Consider the following 18,279-nt stretch of genomic DNA (forward strand, 5'->3'; position numbering starts at 1 on the left):
CCGGCACCGCCGCAAGCCGGAAAGAAAAAAGCCCCGCGGGTGCGGGGCTTTCCTCATCGGCAGGCGGGCGCGATCACGCCGTCCGCACGATCCGCAGCGGGTTGCTCCATTCCTTCAGCAGTTCGGCCTCGCGGGCCTTGGCCTTGTGCAGGTGGTCTTCCTTGACGTGGCCGTAGCCGCGGATGTGCTCGGGGATCGACGCGATTTCCGCGGCGAGGTCGACGTTGCCACTGTCGAGTTTGCCGAGCAGGCTTTCGATCGTGGCGACGTAGTCGACGATCAGCTGGCGCTCCATGCGGCGCTCCTCGGTCTTGCCGAAGATGTCGAACGCGCCACCGCGCAGGAACTTCAGCTTGGCCATCCACTTGAACGCGGTGAGCACCCACGGCCCGAACTCCTGCTTGATCAGGCGGCCGTTGGCGTCCTTCTTGGCCAGCAGCGGCGGCGCAAGGTGGAACTTGAGCTTGTAGTCGCCATCGAACTGCTGCTCGAGCCGGCGCTGGAAATCGCCGCTGGTATACAGGCGCGCGACTTCGTACTCGTCCTTGTAGGCCATCAGCTTGAATGCGTAGCGGGCGACCGCCTCGGTGAGGTCGGTGCTGCCCGGCGCGCGGTTGGCTTCGGCGTCGCGCACGCGAGTGACAAAGCTCGAGTAGCGGTTCGCGTAGGCAGCGTCCTGGTAGTCGGTCAGGAACGCGACGCGGCGGCTGATCAGCTCGTCGAGCGAACGCGACAGGCGCGCGTCGTCGAGCGGCAGGAACGCGAGGTTGTCGCCGTTGTGGGTGGCCGCCGTGCCGCTGGAGCTGGGCAGGTGGCGCAGTTCGTCGCCGTGGTTGTGCGGGGTGGGTGCGGCGTTGGCGCCCCACTCGTGGCCTTCCCACTCGCCTGGGGACAGCATCGGCAGCGCGTTCGGGGTGGACTCGGCCGCGGTCTGGGCGTTGCGCACCAGCCCGGAGGCTTCGGCCACGGCCTGGGCGTCGACCACCGCCAGGCGGCCCCAGGCAAACGCGGTCTTGTTCATCTCGACCGCGGCGCCGTTGAGCTCGACCGCACGCATCAGCGCGTCCAGCGAGATCGGCACCAGGCCCTTCTGCCAGGCGTAGCCGAGGATGAACAGGTTGGTGGCGATCGCGTCGCCCATCAACGCGGTGGCCAGCTGGGTGGCGTCGACCAGGTAAGGGTCGTTGCCGCCCAGCGCGACCTTGATGGCCGCGACGATGTCGGTGGCCGGGAACTGCATGTCCGGACGCGTGGTGAACGTGCCCGGCATCGCCTCGTAGGTGTTGAGCACGACCTTGCTGCGGCCGTCGCGGATCTTCGACAGCACCCAGTAGTCGTTGACCACCACCATGTCGCAACCGAGCACCAGGTCGGCCTCGCCCGCGGCGATGCGCACGGCGTGGATGTCGGCCGGCGTGCGGGCAATGCGGATGTGCGTGGTGACGGCGCCGCCCTTCTGCGCCAAGCCGGTCTGGTCGAGCACCGAGGCGCCCTTGCCTTCCAGGTGGCCGGCCATGCCGAGCAACGCGCCGATGGTGACCACGCCGGTGCCGCCGACACCGGTCAGCAGGATGTTCCAGGGCTGGTCGAGCGACGGCAGCACCGGCATCGGCAGATCGGTCAGGCGGTCCTTGGCCGAGGAACCCTTCTTCTTGCGCAGCGCGCCGCCTTCGACGGTCACGAAGCTTGGGCAGAAGCCGTTGACGCAGCTGTAGTCCTTGTTGCAGTTGGACTGGTCGATGTCGCGCTTGCGGCCGAACTCGGTTTCCTTGGGCAGCACCGACACGCAGAACGACTTCTTGCCGCAGTCGCCGCAGCCTTCGCAGACCAGCGAATTGACCATCACGCGCTTCTGCGGATCGACCATCTTGCCGCGCTTGCGGCGACGACGCTTCTCCGTCGCGCAGACCTGGTCAAAGATCAGCACGCTGGTGCCCTTCACCTCGCGCAGGCGCTTCTGCACCGCGTCGAGTTCCTCGCGGTCATGGAATTCCATGTCGCCGGGGAACAGCTCGCGACGGTTCCACTTGGCGATGTCGTCCGACACCACCACGATCGTCTGCACGCCTTCGCTGCGCACCTGGTGGGCAATCTGCGGAACGCTCAGCGTGCCGTCGACCGGCTGGCCGCCGGTCATCGCGACCGCGTCGTTGTAGAGGATCTTGTAGGTGATGTTGACGCCGGTGGCGACCGACTGGCGGATCGCCAGGCTGCCGGAGTGGAAGTAGGTGCCGTCGCCGAGGTTCTGGAACACGTGCGGGGTTTCGGTGAACGCCGCCTGCCCCGACCACGTGACGCCTTCGCCGCCCATGTGGGTGAAGGTGTCGGTGTCGCGATTCATCCACGTCACCATGTAGTGGCAGCCGATGCCGCCCAGCGCGCGCGAACCTTCCGGGACCACCGTCGAGGTGTTGTGCGGGCAGCCCGAGCAGTAGTGCGGCACGCGCGGAAACTGCGCACGCGGCAGGGCCAGCTCGGATTCCTTCTGCGCCATCCACTGCAGCACGTTGCGGATCTGCTCGCTGTCGTGGAACTTCTGGATGCGGCGGCCGATCACGCCGGCGATCGTTGCCGGGGTCAACTCGCCGGTGCTGGGCAGGATCCACTCGCCGCTCTCGTCGTACTTGCCGACGATCGACGGACGCGCGCCGTGCGACCAGTTGTACATGTACTCCTTCATCTGCCGCTCGATGAAGGCACGCTTCTCCTCGACGACCACGATGTCCTCGAGGCCCTTGGCGAAGTTGGCGATACCCACCGGTTCCAGCGGCCAGGTCATTCCGATCTTGTAGACGCGGATGCCCAGGTCCGCGCAGGCCTGTTCATCCAGGCCCAGGTACTCCAGCGCCTGCAGCACGTCGAGGTACGACTTGCCGGTGGTGACGATGCCAAGGCGCGCGCGCGGCGAATCGATCACGATGCGGTCGATGCGGTTGGCCCGCGCGAACGCCTGCGCGGCCTTGACCGCGTACTTGTGCAGGCGCATCTCCTGGTCCATCGGCGGATCGGGCCAACGGATGTTCAGGCCACCGACCGGCATCTCGAAGTCGTCCGGGGTGATGATCTGCAGCGCCAGCGGGTTGGCGTCGATCGACGCCGACGACTCGACTGTCTCGGCGATCGTCTTGAAGCCGATCCAACGTCCGGTGTAGCGGCTCATCGCCCAGCCGATCGCGCCCATCTCGAGGATGTCCTGCACGCCGGCCGGATTCAGGATCGGCATCATCGCGCTGACGAACTCGTCTTCCGAGCCATGCGGCAGGGTGGAGCTGCGGCAGGCGTGGTCGTCGGCGGCCAGTGCCAGCACGCCGCCGAACCGGCTTGTACCGGCGGCATTGGCGTGCTTGAACACGTCGCCGGTGCGGTCCACGCCCGGGCCCTTGCCGTACCACATGCCGTACACGCCCTCGACCTTGGCGCCGGGGAACAGGTTGGTCTGCTGGGTTCCCCAGACCATCGTCGCGCCGAGGTCCTCGTTGAGGCCCGGGGTGAACTTCACACCGGCCGCTTCCAGGTGCTTGCGCGCGCGCCACAGCTCCAGGTCGAAGCCGCCCAGCGGGCTGCCTCGGTAGCCGGAGATGAAGCCGGCCGTGTTCAGGCCCGCGGCCTGGTCGCGCAGGCGCTGCATCAGCGGCAGGCGCACCAGGGCCTGCACGCCGCTCAGGTAGATGCGGCCCTGCTCACGGCTGTACTTGTGGTCCAGCGTGTAGTCGTTGTCGACGACCCCGTTGGTGAGCGAGGTGTTCGCCGAGGACGGCGAGCTGAGTTCGGCGGTGCTGGTCATGCGTGGCTCCGGGCGCGGCGTGGAGCCGCCTCGTGGCTGCGGGAAGGACCCTTGCCCGATCTGGCGAATCCGCCGGGCAAAGCCCCGGAATTGTAACAGTCGTCCCGCGGCGAAGCCCCGTACGGGTTAGCATGCGCAGCAACCATCCGGGGGGATTCCACAATGTTTGACCGCTTTTCGTTCGCCGCCAGTGTTCTGCTGGCCAGCCTGGCGTTGCCGGTTTCGGCCCAATCGCTGGGCAAGCCGGTGGAGTTCTATTTCGACGCCGACAGCAATACGCAGCGCAACATCGTCGCCAGCCGCGACAGTGGCGAGGCGGCCATGGCAAAGCTGGCCAAGGTGGTCGAACGCAACCCCCGCGCCATTCCCGAGGCCGCCCAGCTGGCCCACGTCGCGATGGAAGGCGGCCGGACGGAGCTGGGTCGCCAGATCTACGAGCGCACCGTGCGCAACCTCGAAACCAGCGATGCGCTGTATCGCCCGGTGCTGTGGAACTACGGCTGGGATCTCTACCGCAGCGGCGACGCCGCGGCCGCCCTGGCACAGTGGGAAACCCTGATCCTGTCGCGCCGCGTCAATGCCGGCTGGATTCCGACCACCCTGGCGATGGTGCTGTGGAAGCTCGATCGCAAGGACGAGGCAGTGCAGTGGTATGCCGCCGCCGTGCGCACGGAGCCGGGCCAGTGGAGCGGCACGGCGCGCTACGCCGAGCTGCTGCCCGCCTGGCGCGACACCGAACGCGCCACGCTGGCCGAAGTGCAGGCTGCCTGGGCCGAAAACCCGCCTACCTGGCCCTGAACGCGGCGAACGCCCACCGGTAAGGGCGTCCGGACCGGGTTTGGAGCGCGTGCTCCAAGACTCACGGTTCGCGCCCCCCGCCGGCTTCACTGCCGCGCGGAACCACCGTCGCGGCCCGGGCCTCGCCCGACGCGCGCGATCGGTGCGCTCGCCGGGCGATCGCGCATCCCGCCGGGTTGCCGCGCTCTTTCCCCGCCATCGCGACGCCGCGAAACACTACCCCGTGCTTCACGGTCGCCAGGCGATCGCGACGCAAAGCCGCGCCCCGTGCCACGACCGTCGTGCACCGGCAGCGCCGGCGGAACTCTACGCCCGTCTCCTCTCTCCTCACGTCGTGCCCCCTCGCCGTGACGACCAGACGTGATCCTCGCGACCGTTCCCCGCCCGTTTCCATGGCCACGCCGACAGGACTACAGTGGGGCCAACGGTGGGGGGCCGACGCGTTGCCGCCTGCACGGAATCCGCAGCGCCTGCCAGAGGATTCGGATGTCCATTTCGGCTCTCAGCGTGATGGTGGTCGAGGACCATGGCTTCCAGCGCCGCATGGCGCTGCGGCTGCTCGCGGAGCTGGGCGTCAGTGGCGTCGACGAGGCCGCCGACGGCAACGGCGCGCTGGAATCATTGCGCCGACGTGCGCAACCGCCCGACGTGGTCATGGTCGACCTCGACATGCCTGGCATGGATGGCATCGAGTTCATCGGCCATGTCGCCCAGCACCACCTCGCCCGCTCGGTGGTCGTGGTCAGCGCGCTCGACCCGGCCCTGCTCAACACCGTCCAGACCATGGCGCGTGCCTACGGGCTGCGCGTGCTGGGCAGCGTCGAGAAACCACTGACGCTCGACAAACTCACCACCACGCTGGCCAGCTACCACGACACCCTGCTGGCCGCCGAAGACGACGAAGAGGTCGTGATCGGCGCGAGCACCATCCGCGATGCGATCGCCCTGGGTGAAATCGAACCGTGGTTCCAGCCGCAGGTGGAGTTCGCCAACGGCAAACCGGTCGGCGTGGAAGCGTTGGCGCGCTGGCGCCGCCCCGACGGTCGCATCGTCCGACCGCTGCATTTCATCGGCCTGATCGAGCGCGAAGGCCTGGTCGACGCGCTCACCGACCACATGCTGCAGCAGGCGTGTCGGCACAAGCGCGAATGGGACCGCACCGGCCTGCGCCTGAACCTGTCGGTCAACGTCTCGCCCACCACCCTGGCGTTGAGCGCTGCGGCCGACCGCTTCCAGCGGATCGTGCAGCACGAGGGCGTGGACCCGTCCGAGGTGGTGATCGAGATCACCGAAAGTTCGGTGATGACCGATGCCGCACGCGCGCTCGGGGTGCTGGCGCGGTTGCGACTGAAGGGCTTCGGGCTGTCGATCGACGATTTCGGCACCGGCTATTCCTCGCTCGCGCAGTTGTCGCAGATCCCGTTCACCGAGCTGAAGATCGACCAGGGCTTCGTGCAGGGCGCGCACGCGCAGCCGCGCAAGCGTGCGGTGGTGGAAGCCAGCCTCGACCTCGCCCGCAAGCTCGACCTCAAGGTCGTGGCCGAGGGCGTGGAAACGGTGGACGACTGGCAGATGCTGGCCGTGCTGGGTTGCGGCATGGCCCAGGGCAATCTGATCTCGCAACCCGTGCCGCCCGAGCAGCTGCAGGCAGCGCTTGGGCGCTGGCGGCGTCCCGAGTAGCGGCTGCCCATGCGCCGCTGGCTGGACAGCCTGGGCACCCGCCACCAGTTGCTGGCGCTGTTCGGGTTGTTCCTGCTTGCCGGGCTCAGCGTGCTGGTCATCGACGAAATGGCGCAGTACCGCGCCCGCGAGTCGCTGCTGACGATGAAGAACGAATCGCTGCAGCGCCTGCGGCGGATCAAGGCGATCTCCGACGCCTACGGACTGGACGTGGTCGACACCACGTTCCGCGTCCGCAACCACCTGGTCAGCTGGGAGCAGGGCGTCAGGACGGTCGACGCTGCGCGCGTCCGGATCGACCGCGAGTGGGTCGCACTGGCGGCGATGCCGCGGAATCGGCAACAGCAGGCGATGTTCGATGAGCTCCGCGCCGCGCGCGGCCCTGCCGATCGCGCCGCCGTGCAACTGCGCGCGATCCTGGTGCGCCAGGACATCGCCACGCTCGGCCGCTTCGCCGACACCGCTCTGTTCCCGGCGATCGATCCGGTGACATCGCGATTCCAGCGGCTGTCGGACCTGGCGATGCTGGAGGCCGACGCGCTGGTGAGTGCCGACCTGGCGCGCAACCGCCGGGTCAGCGCGCTGCGCATCGGGTTGACCCTGCTGACGCTGGCGATGGTCGCGCTGCTGGGCCGAGCGGTGCTGCGCAACGCCTACCGTGGCATCGAAAGCCTGACCTGGCTGGTCAAGCGCATGCGAGCACACGACTACGTGGCCGCGCCCACCTTCCACCCGCGCGGCGAACTGGGCACGGTGATGGACGCGTTCATCGACATGCGCGGCAGCGTGCTGCGTTTCGAGACGCGCCTCACCGACCACCTCATCCATACCGAACGCCTGCGCGAGGAGCTCGAACACCGCGAGGCGTTCCAGCGCTCGTTGCTCAACGCCGCGCAGACGGCGATCCTGACCGTCGACGCGCAAGGCGTGTTCACCCAGCTCAACCCGTTCGCCGAGCGTCTGCTGGGCCGCAGCGCCGCCGAACTGATCGGCCGCCAGCCGCTGCACGCGGTGTTCGCGACCGAGACACTGGAGGAGCTGGCCGCCGCGCTGCGCCTGGCGCGGGGGCAGGCGGTGCCGGCCGACTGGAATGCGTTGCGCATGCTCGCCGAGGACCAGGCGGCGCCGCGCGAGGCGCTGCTGCGCAATGCCGACGGCCGTTCCGTGCCCAGCCTGCTGGCGGTCAGCGCGATGCACGGCGACGACGGCGAGCTGCACGGGCTGCTGGTCGTGGCGGCGGACCTGTCGATGCTCAAGCGGCTGGAACGCAAGCTGCGCGAAAGCGAGGCCCGCGCGCAGGCCGCCAACGTGGCCAAGTCCTCGTTCCTGGCCGCGATGAGCCACGAGATCCGCACGCCGATGATCGGTGTCACCGGCATGGTCGAGATCCTCTCCCACACCGAGCTGGCGCCCGAGCAACGGCACGCGCTCAACGTGATCCAGCAGTCCTCCCAATCGCTGCTGCGGATCATCGGCGACATCCTCGACTTCTCGAAGATCGAGGCAGGCAGGCTCGAGTTGTCGCCCGAGGTCGCCAGCCTGCCGTCCCTGGTGCGCAGCACGGCGGCCAACTATTCCGGCTCGGCATCGAGCAAGGGGCTGGAGCTGGTGTGCCGGATCGACGAGCGCATTGCCGCGGCGCACTACGCCGACGCGTTGCGGCTGAGGCAGATCCTGTCCAACTTCCTGTCCAACGCGATCAAGTTCACCGAAAGCGGGCGGGTCGAAGTCGCGCTGGAGTCGCAGGGCCTGCTTGCCGGCGACGACGGCCGTTTTGGCCTCGGGCGTGAGCGGATCGGCCTGCGCGTCACCGACAGTGGCATCGGTATCGGCATCGAAGCGCAGCAGCACCTGTTTCAGCCTTTCAGTCAGGCCGAGGGCGACACCACGCGCCGCTTTGGCGGCACCGGTCTCGGGCTGGCGATCTGCCGGCGACTGGCCGAGCTGATGGGCGGCAGCGTCAGCATGGAAAGCGTGCCGGGGCTGGGCACGACGATGCGCATGACCGTGGTGCTGGACCGGGCCGACCCGGCCGAGCTGCCACCGGAAGTCGGCGACGCGCGCAGCGCGCCGGGCTTCTCGCCCCGGCCCCTGCCGACCATCATCGAGGCCGAACGCGAACGCAGCCTGATCCTGCTGGTCGACGACCACCCGACCAACCGCCTGGTGATCGCCCGGCAGCTGGCCTTGGCCGGTTACGCCAGCGAGGCCGCGGTGGATGGCCAGGACGGTCTCGAACGCTGGCGAACCGGGCGCTTCGCGATGGTGCTCAGCGACGTGCACATGCCGCGGCTGGACGGGTACGCGCTGGCCGGGGCCATCCGCGCCGAGGAGAACCACAGCGGCGCGGCGCGCACGGCGATCATTGCCCTGACCGCCTCGGCGCTGAAGGGCGAGGCCGAGCGCTGCCTGGCCGCCGGCATGGACGACTACCTCGCCAAACCGGTGTCGGTAGCGGCATTGGTCAACTGCATCGAGCGGTGGTTGCCGCACCTGCGCGCCGGCAACGCCGACGGGCCGCAGGGGGCCGGGCTGGCCACCTCGCTGGCCGCGCTGCGCGCCGCGAACTGGACACGGCCCGATGCCGTCGCGACATCGAGGACGCCGGCCGGCGGCAGTACGTCCGCCGATCGCCAACGCAGCGTGCAGCGGGCCGAGACGCTCGACCACGATGCCCTCGCCCAGCTGTGTGGCGCTTCGCACGACGAGGAACGCGCGGTGCTGGAGGACTTTCTCTCCAGCACGCACCAGGACCTGGCCAACCTTGCCGCCGCGCGCGACGCCGGCGACCAGGCCGCATTGACGCGCGAGGCACACAAGATCAAGGGCGCCTCGCGCATGGTCGGCGCCCTGGACCTGGCCGAAGCCGCGGCGATGCTGGAAGCCGAGGCGCGCGATGGCGAGTGGCCTTCGGTGCTGCCCCTGGCCGCCGAACTGGTGACGGCGGTGCAACGCCTGCAGTCGCACATCACGGTGCGCTACGGGTCGTGACGCGCCTGCCGGCGCATTGGCCGTGGCTTGGTGTGGCGCGGGATGACGTGCGGTGGACAGCCTCGAAAGCGTCAGGTCGTCCCGCCGGGGTGCGGCACCGCAGCGCTGGCACCCCACGCCGTAGCGCCCGTCGCGGGCGGGCGCGGATCGATCAATCCAGCACGCGGCAGAACACCGCCTTGAGGTAACGAGACTCCGGCACCTGCGCCAGCCACGGGTGATCGGCGCCGGCGCCGGACACCTTGAGGATCTGCACGGTGCGGTTGGCGTAGAAGGCGGCGCGCCGGATCATGTCGAGGAACTGTTCCTCACTGACCAGGCCGGTGCACGAGAACGTCGCAAGCATGCCGCCGGGCTTGACCACGCCGAGCGCGAGCTTGTTCATGTCCAGGTACTTCTTCAGCGCCGGGATCACCTGCTCGCGATCGCGCGTCATCTTGGCCGGATCGAGGATCACCACGTCGAACTGCTCGCCCGCGTTACCCATGTCGCGCAGGTAGGGAAAGATGTCGGCCTGCACGAACTTCACCTGCGCGCCGTTGAGCTTGGCATTGCCCTTGGCGATGTCGAGCACGTCCTCGTCGATGTCCACGCCGATGACTTCCTCGGCGCCGCGCACCTTGGCGTACACGCCAAACCCGCCGGTGTTGCAGCACAGGTCGAGCACGCGCTTGTCGCGGCACTGCTGCGACAGCCACTCGCGGTTCTCGCGCTGGTCGGCGAAGAAGCCGGTCTTGTGCGCACCGGCCGGATCGGCGCGGAACTTCACGCCGTACTCGGTGATCACGCTCGGTGCCGGTGCCGGTGTGCCGCGGAAATCGAAGCTCTCCTGCTTCTGCACGTGCTCTTCGGCAAACATGTAGAAGCGGCAGTCCGGGAACTGTTCGCGCAGCGCGGCCTGGATCCACTCGCGGTAGCGGAACGCACCGGCGCTGAAGAACTCCAGCACCAGCAGGTCGCCGTACCGGTCAACCACCAAGCCGCTGATGCCGTCACCTTCGCTGTGCACCACGCGCCAGGCGTCGCTGACCTCGTCCAGGCGAAGCACGTCGCGACGCAGCGACACCGCCGCGGCGATCTTGCGTGCAAACCAGCCGGCGTCGACCTCGACGTTCGGATCGCTCTCGAGCATGCGCAGGGCGATGCGCGAGTGGCCGTTGTAGAACCCGCGACCGATCCATTCGCCGTCGACACCGACCACGTTGACGATCTGCCCGGACTTCGGGCGGGTGGCGGGTTTGTCGACGAGGCGCTGGAAGATCCAGGGGTGGGTGGATTTCCAGGCGTTCTTGAGGCGTACGGTCGGGGTATCGGTAGTCATCCGGCCATTGTACGCGGGCCGTCTTGCCTCCAAGGACGGGCCTGTGTGCCCAAACGACCAGAAGCCGGTCGCCGCGGAGCCGTGAGACGACGCGATTCCACGCCGGACCGTTCACCCCCGCCCTTGCAATCGCGGCAAGCAGCGCCACCTGACAGGAATGCACCTGCCAACCCACGAACCGCCCCCCGACAGCCCGGATCAGCGCACGGCAGATCGCCGACGATGGCAGCGTGCCTTCAACGCCAGCCTCGCGTTCGTACTGCTGCTGGCGGCGGTATTCAGCGCGCAAGGGCAATTCGATGCCGCCGCCTGGGCGGTGCAGCCGGGCGAGCTGGCGGGACTGTGGGGGCTGTTGGCGGCCCCGCTGCTGCACGGCTCGTTCGAGCACCTGGCCAGCAACGCGATCTCGCTGCTGATGCTGGGCACGCTGGCCGGTGGCATGTACCCGCGCGCCACCGTTCGCGCGCTGCCGCTGATCTGGCTTGGCTCCGGGCTTGGCGCGTGGCTGCTCGGTGCGCCCGGCACCCACCACCTCGGCGCCAGTGGCCTCACCCACGGGCTGATGTTCCTGGTGTTCGTGCTGGGATTGCTGCGGCGCGATCGGCCGTCGATCGCCGCGGCAATGATCGCCTTCCTCCTGTACGGCGGCATGCTGCTGACGGTGCTGCCGCGCGAAGCCGGCATCTCGTGGCAATCGCACCTGGGTGGCGCGGTCGCCGGCGTCGCCGCCGCCTGGTTGTGGCGCTTGCGCGATCCGCTGGCGCCGCGCAAGCGCTACAGCTGGGAGATCGAAGAGGAACTGGCCGCGCAAGCCGCACAACGCGAACTCGACACACTGGAACCGCCCTCGCCCGAGGCGGTGCCGGTGCTGTGGCATCGCCCCGACGACGACGACCGTCGTGGCGTGGTACTGCAGTTCCCGCCCCGCCGCGACGGCTGACCGACCCGCCACGACGCGCGGCGGAGGCCGGCGGCGCGCGCGGTTCGCCTGGCGCGATCATCCGGGACGGGGCCCGGAAGGGAATCCCGATCCTTGGGATCCCCTTCCGTTACCGCAGGCGGCACGTTTCCGCGCCACCGACGCCAGCGAGACTCCGTCGCACTGGCGCGTGGCCCGGAGTGCCGGCAGGACGTCGACGGCTCCGGGCCTACCCGAAACGGTTCAAACGCCCACGGCTACCCCTGGCCAACGTCGGTTCTGCGGCGATGGCGCAGGCGTATGCCTGGTCGGCACGGCGCTTGGTGGCGGTACGACCGGCCCGGCCCGCATGCCGCGCCCGGATCGATACCGGTGGACGGTCGGAGTGACGGCGTTCGCGGCACGCGCGATCGCCTGGGCACGGCCCTGATCGTGGACGGCATCGCTGGACTCCAGCCCGGAAAGGATTCCGCACCGACCTCCCCCCTTGGGCGGCGTTGCGTCAACCCGACGATCCGCAGAGTCGGGCCATCCCGTCAATTACCCATTGGTCGAATGCGCCGGCCGATCGCGGCATCGAGGCTGGGGCGGCATCCAGTCGCACGCGGCCAGCCATCACGGCAGGCGATCGGTCACACAACGGCACCGCGCCGTGTCCCGCGATGGCGGCGAATCGCGGGACACGCCCTAGAATCCCCGGATGCATCTGATCGATATCGGCGCCAACCTCACCCACGACTCATTCGACCCCGACCGCGACGCGGTCCTGCAACGCGCGCGCGACGCCGGCGTGGTGCAGATGGTGGTCACCGGCGCCAGCCGCGAACACTCGCCGTTGGCGCTGAAGCTGGCACGCAAGCATCCGGGCGAATTGTTCGCGACCGCCGGAGTGCACCCGCACCACGCCAGCGAGTACACCGCCGAATGCGATGCGGAAATGCGCGCGCTGCATTCGCACGCCGAGGTGGTGGCGGTCGGCGAATGCGGCCTGGACTACTTCCGCGATTTCTCGCCACGACCCGCGCAGCGGCGGGCCTTCGAACTGCAGCTTCAGATCGCGGCCGAAACGAAGAAGCCGCTCTTCCTGCACCAGCGTGACGCGCACGCCGACTTCGTGTCGATGATGCGCAACTTCGACGGCCGGCTCGGCCCGGCCGTGGTGCATTGCTTCACCGGTACGCGCGAGGAGTTGTTCGACTGCCTCGATCACGACTGGCACATCGGCATCACCGGATGGCTGTGCGACGAGCGACGCGGCCAGCACCTGCGTGAGCTGGTCCGCCACATCCCGGCCAACCGCCTGATGATCGAGACCGACGCCCCCTACCTGCTGCCACGCACGGTCAAGCCGGCGCGGGCGCATCGCCGCAACGAGCCGCACTATCTGGCCCACATCGTCGAGGAACTCGCGCGCGATCGCGGCGAGGACGTCGCCATCACCGCCGCCAACGCGACCGCCACCAGCCGCGCCTTCTTCCGCCTGCCCAACCCGGAACCGTCCGCATGACCGCCAAGCCCCAGCCTCCCGTTGCCACCGGCGTGCGCTCCGCCCCGGCCTTTCCGCTGGCCCTGGGCGCCGTGCTGCTGGCGATCACGCTCGCAACCCTGGCAGTGGTGGCCGCCTCCTCACGCGCCCAGGGCGGCGACGAGCTCGCCTACCTCGGCGAATGGCTCAACTCGCTGTGCGGGACCGGACTGCTGGTGGGCATCAACGTGGCGTTCGCCGCGGCGATGGTGGACCGCCGGGGGGTTCCGCGCCGCTTCCTCGTCGCCTTGCTTGCCGCGGTGGTGGTGTTCTACCTCGGCTCGTTCCTGCTGTCGTGGGCGCGCGAACCGCTGATGAAGGCGTGGATGGGCAACGACGTGGGACGGCTGGGCATGATGATGTATTGGCTGCCGCTGGTGTCGCTGGTGCAGATGATGCTGGTGGCCTGGCTTGGCCTGCTGCTGGCCTGGCGTGTGGGCGGCGGCGGCGTGACGCCGGTGACCTGGCATCCGGGCGCGCGGCGGATGCTGGGCAGCGTGGTCGCGTTTGGCGCGTGCATCGGCGTGGTGCCGTTGCAGGGTCGGCTGATCGGCATGCTCGAGCTGGTTCCGATGGAGTTGCTGGCCAATGGTCTGCCGTGGCTGGCGCTGGTGCTCGGCGTGGTGCTGGGGTTGGCCTGGTTGATCGCGCCCATGCGCCACGGTCCCGGCGTCTGGCCACCGTTCGTTTCGGCGCTGCTGGTGGGCCCGCTGTTGCTGCTGGTGGCGATGGCCAGCCGCACGTCACTGCTCAAGATCAGCAGCAACGACGTGCTTGGCCTGGTCGCGCTGGCGTTGCTGCTGGCCTGCCCGCTGCTGGCCTGGTGCCTGTCGCGACTGGTCGGACACCGGCTGGCGAAGGCGCGGACAACCGCCGGCGGCTGAACCCCGGGGCGGACGGAGGATCCGCCAGCTATATCTGTACTACCCAGTTCGATAATATCCGCTGGTCGTCGCCCGTCGACGCCCCCAACGGATCGTGCCCATGCCCTGCCCGCCGTCGCGCCTGCTTGCTCCGCTGTCCCGTTCGCCGCGCCTTGCCGCGCTCGCGCTGGTCACCTTGATGCTGGTCGGATGCGGCGGCGAGGACCAGGCGACCGCCGCCTCGGCACCGGCGGCCACCCTCGCCGTTGGCATGGTGCCGGTGCAGGCACGCGAGATCGAACGCAGCGTCACCGTCTCCGGCCCGGTCGCGGCCTGGGAGGAGATGCAGCTGGGCGTCGAGGTGAGTGGGTTGCGGGTGACCGCACTGCACGTCGACGTCGGACAGGTGGTGCGACGCGGCCAGGTGCTGCTCGAACTGGACCACCGCATGCTCGACAGCGACCTGGCCCAGTCGCGCGCCGCGCTGGCCGAAGCCGAGGCCGGGCTGCAGCTGGCGCAAGCCAACCTCAACCGCGGCCAGGCGCTGGCCAACGAAAAACTCATCAGCGCCAGCGCCCTGGACGAGCTGCGCGCCGCGCGCGTGCAGGCGCAGGCACGTCGCGCCACGGCCGCCGCCGCGCGCGACGCCAGCCAGCTGCGACGCGATTTCGCCAGCCTGCGCGCGCCAGACGACGGCGTGATCAGCAAGCGACTCGTGCAGCCAGGCCAGGTGGTGGCGGCCGGCGGCGAGCTGCTGCGACTGATCCGCCAGGGCCGCCTGGAGTGGCGCGCCGAACTGGCCGACGCCGAGTTGGCACTCGTGCGGCCGGGCATGACCGTGCGCATCGCCACCCGCGACGGCGAAGTCACCGGCCGGGTGCGCGCGGTCAGTCCCGGGGTCGACGCCGCCACGCGCACCGGCACCGTGCACGCCGATCTGCCTCAACCCGGTGCCCTGCAGGCCGGCAGCTTCGTCGAAGGGCGCATCGCGACCGGGCGCGGCAACGCGTTGGTGGTGCCGGCGGCCTCGGTGGTGCAGCGCGACGGCCATGCGTACGTGTTCACCGCCGACGACGGCCGCACCGTCCGCCGCCTGCGCGTGCGCACCGGCAGCCGCGTCGACGGCCGGGTCGAAATCCTCGAAGGCCTGAAGGCCGGCATGCGCGTGGTCAATCAGGGCGCTGGCTTCCTCGGCGACGGTGACCTGGTGCGCGTGATCGCCACGCCCACGGCCGCACCGGCCACCGCCAACGCCCACCCGGCGACCGCGCAATGAACCTCTCGACCTGGGCGATCAAGCGACCGCTGCCGGCGCTGATGCTGTTCTTCGTGCTGTGCGTGGCCGGACTGTGGGGCTTCCACAAGTTGCCGGTGGCGCGCTTCCCCGACATTGCGTTCCCCATGGTCACCGTGACCGTGCCGTTGCCCGGCGCGTCGCCGAGCCAACTGGAAACCGAGGTCACGCGCCGCATCGAGGATTCGGTCGCGGCAATCAACGGCATCAAGCGCACGATGTCGCACGTCAGCGAAGGTGTCAGCACCACCACCATCGAGTTCGATCTGGACACCGACCTGGCGACGGCGCTCGACGACACCCGCGATGCCGTGACCCGCGTGCGCGCCGATCTGCCGCAGGACATCCGCGAACCGATCGTGGCCAAGGTCGACATCGGCGGTTCGCTGATGACCTACGCCGTCGCGTCCTCGCGGCTGAGCGTGGACGAGCTGAGCTGGTTCGTCGACCGCGAGGTCAGCAAGGCGATGTACGGCGTGCCCGGCGTGGCGGTGGTCAAGCGCCAGGGCGGCGTCGAACGCCAGGTACGCGTCGACCTCGACCCGCAGGCGCTGCAGGCCTACGGCATCAGCGCCGGCGAAGTGTCCCGGCAGCTCGCGCGCAGCCAGGCCGAACTGCCCGGCGGCAAGGCCGAGCTGGACGGCCGCCAGCAGGTGATCCGCGCCGTCGGCACCATCGCCGACGCCAATGCCCTGCGCGGGTTCTCGATCGTGCTCAACGATGGCCGCGCGGTGCGCCTGACGGCGCTGGCGACGATCAGCGACGCCGCGGCCGATCCCGACCAGGTGGCCCTGCTGGACGGCAAGCCGGTGGTCGCGTTCTCGCTGTCGCGCAGCCGTGGCTCGAGCGAACTGGACGTCGCCGAAGAAGTCGAGAAGACCATCGCCACGCTCGAGGCCGCGCACCCGGGCGTGAAGTTCCAGCTGGTCACCTCGATGGTCGAAGAGGCCGAGCGCTCCTACGAATCGTCGATGACGATGCTGTGGGAGGGTGCACTGCTGGCGCTGCTGGTGGTGTGGCTGTTCCTGCGCGACTGGCGCGCCACCTGGGTGTCGGCGGTGGCGTTGCCGCTGTCGATCATCCCGACGTTCGCGGTGATGTACCTGTTCGGTTTCACGCTGAACCTGATCACGCTGCTGGCGCTGTCGGTGGTGGTCGGCATCCTGGTGGACGACGCGATCGTCGAGATCGAAAACATCGTGCGCCACCTGCGCATGGGCAAGCCGCCACTGGAAGCCGCGCGCGAGGCCGCCGACGAGATCGGCATGGCCGTGGTCGCCACCTCGATGACGCTCGCGGCGGTGTTCGTGCCGGTCGCGTTCATGCCCGGCATTGCCGGCAAGTTCTTCCGCGAGTTCGGCTGGACCGCGGCGACCGCGGTGCTGTTCTCGCTGCTGGTCGCCCGCCTGCTCACGCCGATGATGGCCGCGTACACGCTGAAGGCGCACCCGGTCACGGAAGGCGACACGCGCTTGATGCGCTGGTACCTGGGCTGGGTGGATGCGGCGCTGCGCCACCGCGCACGCACCCTGTGGCTGGCCACCGGCATGTTCGTCGCATCGCTGGCGCTGGTGCCGCTGATCCCGGCCACCTTCATTCCGTTCTCGGACATGGGCCGCAGCAACCTCAGCCTGGAGTTGCCGCCGGGCACCCGCCTGGAGGAAACCGTGGCGCTCGACCAGGCCGCGCGCGCGCGTCTGGCCGCGATCCCCGAGCTCAAGCAGGTCTACACCACGATCGGCAGCGTGATCGACCTGGGCGACCCCAACAAGAGCGGCGTCGGCGAGGCACGCAAGGCCACCCTGGTGCTGGACTGGGGCAAGGCCGAGGACCGTTCGCGCGATCAGAAGGCGCTGGAGCGCGAGGTCCGCGCACGCCTGGCCGACCTGCCCGGCGCACGCGTGAGTTTCCTCAGCACCGAGCCGGGCGAGGTGATGCAGCTGGTCCTGGCCGGCGACGACCCGCGCAATCTCGACGACGCCGCGCTCGCGCTCGAACGCGATCTGCGCACGCTCAAGGGCCTGGGCAGCGTGTCGTCGTCGGCGTCGCTGCTGCGACCGGAAATCGTGATCACCCCGGACCCGGCGCGTGCCGCCGACCTGGGCGTGTCCACGGCCGACATCGCCGAAGCCGCGCGCATCGCCACCAGCGGTGACTACAGCCAGTACCTGGCCAAGCTCAACCTGCCCGAACGCCAGCTGCCGATCCGTGTCGGTTTCGCGCGCGACACCCTCGCCGACCCGGCCCTGGTCGCGCAGTTGCGCGTGCCCGGCCGCCACGGCCCGGTGCCGCTGGCGGCGGTGGCCGACATCCGCCAGGCCAGCGGCCCGGCGCAGATCTCGCGCTACCAGCGCCAGCGCAACATCACCTTCACCGCCGAACTCAACGGCCGTCCGCTGGGCGAGGTCATGAAAGAGGTCAGCGCGCTGCCATCGGTGAAGGCGCCGGCGCCGAGCGTGAGCTTCCTCAACGCCGGTGACGCGGAGGTGTTCGTCGAGCTGTTCGTCGGCTTCGTGCTGGCGATGGGTGCCGGCCTGGTGTGCATCTACATGGTGCTGTTGTTGCTGTTCAACCACGCGTTGCAACCGCTGACCATCCTGACCGCGGTGCCGCTGTGCGCCGGCGGTGCGTTCGGCGCGCTGCTACTGACCCAGAACATGCTGTCGCTGCCGGCGCTGATCGGCCTGCTGATGCTGATCGGCATCGCCACCAAGAATTCGATCCTGCTGGTGGACTACGCGGTGATCGCCGAGGACAAGATGGGCCTGACCCAGCACGACGCGCTGGTGGACGCCTGCCGCAAGCGCGCGCAGCCGGTGATCATGACCACCCTGGCGATGGGTGCGGGCATGCTGCCGATCGCATTGGGTTTCGCCGGTGATTCGAGCTTCCGCGCGCCCATGGCGGTGGCGGTGATCGGCGGGCTGATCACCTCGACCCTGCTGAGCCTGCTGGTGATCCCGGCGGCATTCACGGTGGTCGACGACCTGGGAGAGTGGGTCAGCGGCAAGTTCGGTCGCGGCTCGACCCACCCGCACCCGGTCGCCGCGAAGGCCGACGCCCCGGCTTGAGGCGTCGCATACCGCAAAAACAGAAAGGGCCCG

Annotated in this window: 10 protein-coding genes; 8 read left to right on the forward strand and 2 right to left on the reverse strand. The window is 69.3% G+C overall.

Features of this window, described 5'->3' with window-relative positions; all coding sequences use genetic code 11:
• Positions 1 to 73: 73 nt before the first annotated feature.
• Entirely contained in the window at positions 74 to 3,784 is a 3,711-nt protein-coding gene (locus tag EER27_RS09745) for an indolepyruvate ferredoxin oxidoreductase family protein (protein ID WP_123087916.1), read from the reverse strand.
• Positions 3,785 to 3,946: 162 nt separating this feature from the next.
• Here EER27_RS09745 and EER27_RS09750 point away from each other — a divergent pair, with 162 nt between their 5' ends.
• The 3 genes from EER27_RS09750 to EER27_RS09760 all read left to right on the forward strand — a co-directional run bounded on the left by EER27_RS09750 (position 3,947) and on the right by EER27_RS09760 (position 9,253).
• Positions 3,947 to 4,582: a tetratricopeptide repeat protein gene (locus tag EER27_RS09750; protein WP_123087917.1), complete on the forward strand. Its 636-nt coding sequence runs from the start codon at positions 3,947 to 3,949 to the stop codon at positions 4,580 to 4,582.
• Between the two features lie 486 nt (positions 4,583 to 5,068).
• Positions 5,069 to 6,262, forward strand: coding sequence for an EAL domain-containing response regulator (locus EER27_RS09755; protein WP_123087918.1), 1,194 nt, complete (start codon positions 5,069 to 5,071; stop codon positions 6,260 to 6,262).
• Between the two features lie 9 nt (positions 6,263 to 6,271).
• Positions 6,272 to 9,253 carry a hybrid sensor histidine kinase/response regulator gene (locus EER27_RS09760; RefSeq protein ID WP_123087919.1) on the forward strand — a complete coding sequence of 994 codons (2,982 nt, stop codon included), beginning with the start codon at positions 6,272 to 6,274 and terminating at the stop codon, positions 9,251 to 9,253.
• 151 nt (positions 9,254 to 9,404) lie between these two features.
• Here EER27_RS09760 and EER27_RS09765 read toward each other — a convergent pair whose 3' ends face one another.
• Entirely contained in the window at positions 9,405 to 10,574 is a 1,170-nt protein-coding gene (locus EER27_RS09765) for a class I SAM-dependent rRNA methyltransferase (protein WP_123087920.1), read from the reverse strand.
• 163 nt (positions 10,575 to 10,737) lie between these two features.
• Between EER27_RS09765 and EER27_RS09770 the strand changes: the two genes are divergently transcribed.
• The 5 genes from EER27_RS09770 (at position 10,738) to EER27_RS09790 (ending at position 18,246) form a co-directional block, all read left to right on the forward strand.
• Positions 10,738 to 11,514, forward strand: coding sequence for a rhomboid family intramembrane serine protease (locus tag EER27_RS09770; RefSeq protein ID WP_425480836.1), 777 nt, complete (start codon positions 10,738 to 10,740; stop codon positions 11,512 to 11,514).
• Positions 11,515 to 12,193: 679 nt separating this feature from the next.
• On the forward strand, positions 12,194 to 13,000 hold the full coding sequence (locus tag EER27_RS09775; RefSeq protein ID WP_123087922.1) for a TatD family hydrolase: 807 nt from the start codon (positions 12,194 to 12,196) through the stop codon (positions 12,998 to 13,000).
• Positions 12,997 to 13,902, forward strand: a complete 906-nt coding sequence (locus EER27_RS09780; RefSeq protein WP_123087923.1) for a hypothetical protein — start codon at positions 12,997 to 12,999, stop codon at positions 13,900 to 13,902. Before EER27_RS09775 ends, EER27_RS09780 begins: the two co-directional genes overlap by 4 nt.
• A 100-nt stretch (positions 13,903 to 14,002) precedes the next feature.
• Positions 14,003 to 15,157, forward strand: a complete 1,155-nt coding sequence (locus EER27_RS09785; RefSeq protein ID WP_123087924.1) for an efflux RND transporter periplasmic adaptor subunit — start codon at positions 14,003 to 14,005, stop codon at positions 15,155 to 15,157.
• Positions 15,154 to 18,246 carry an efflux RND transporter permease subunit gene (locus EER27_RS09790; protein WP_123087925.1) on the forward strand — a complete coding sequence of 1,031 codons (3,093 nt, stop codon included), beginning with the start codon at positions 15,154 to 15,156 and terminating at the stop codon, positions 18,244 to 18,246. Before EER27_RS09785 ends, EER27_RS09790 begins: the two co-directional genes overlap by 4 nt.
• Positions 18,247 to 18,279 lie beyond the last annotated feature (33 nt).

Origin of the sequence: Montanilutibacter psychrotolerans (genome assembly GCF_003719825.1) — a bacterium.
Taxonomy (GTDB): Bacteria; Pseudomonadota; Gammaproteobacteria; order Xanthomonadales; family Xanthomonadaceae; genus Montanilutibacter; species Montanilutibacter psychrotolerans.

Coding starts and splice junctions, on each gene's coding strand:
- EER27_RS09775 (WP_123087922.1), top strand. CDS start 12,194: ATGCATCTGATCGATATCGGCGCCAACCTCACCCACGACTCATTCGAC.
- EER27_RS09765 (WP_123087920.1), bottom strand. CDS start 10,574: ATGACTACCGATACCCCGACCGTACGCCTCAAGAACGCCTGGAAATCC.
- EER27_RS09760 (WP_123087919.1), top strand. CDS start 6,272: ATGCGCCGCTGGCTGGACAGCCTGGGCACCCGCCACCAGTTGCTGGCG.
- EER27_RS09745 (WP_123087916.1), bottom strand. CDS start 3,784: ATGACCAGCACCGCCGAACTCAGCTCGCCGTCCTCGGCGAACACCTCG.
- EER27_RS09755 (WP_123087918.1), top strand. CDS start 5,069: ATGTCCATTTCGGCTCTCAGCGTGATGGTGGTCGAGGACCATGGCTTC.
- EER27_RS09780 (WP_123087923.1), top strand. CDS start 12,997: ATGACCGCCAAGCCCCAGCCTCCCGTTGCCACCGGCGTGCGCTCCGCC.
- EER27_RS09750 (WP_123087917.1), top strand. CDS start 3,947: ATGTTTGACCGCTTTTCGTTCGCCGCCAGTGTTCTGCTGGCCAGCCTG.
- EER27_RS09785 (WP_123087924.1), top strand. CDS start 14,003: ATGCCCTGCCCGCCGTCGCGCCTGCTTGCTCCGCTGTCCCGTTCGCCG.
- EER27_RS09790 (WP_123087925.1), top strand. CDS start 15,154: ATGAACCTCTCGACCTGGGCGATCAAGCGACCGCTGCCGGCGCTGATG.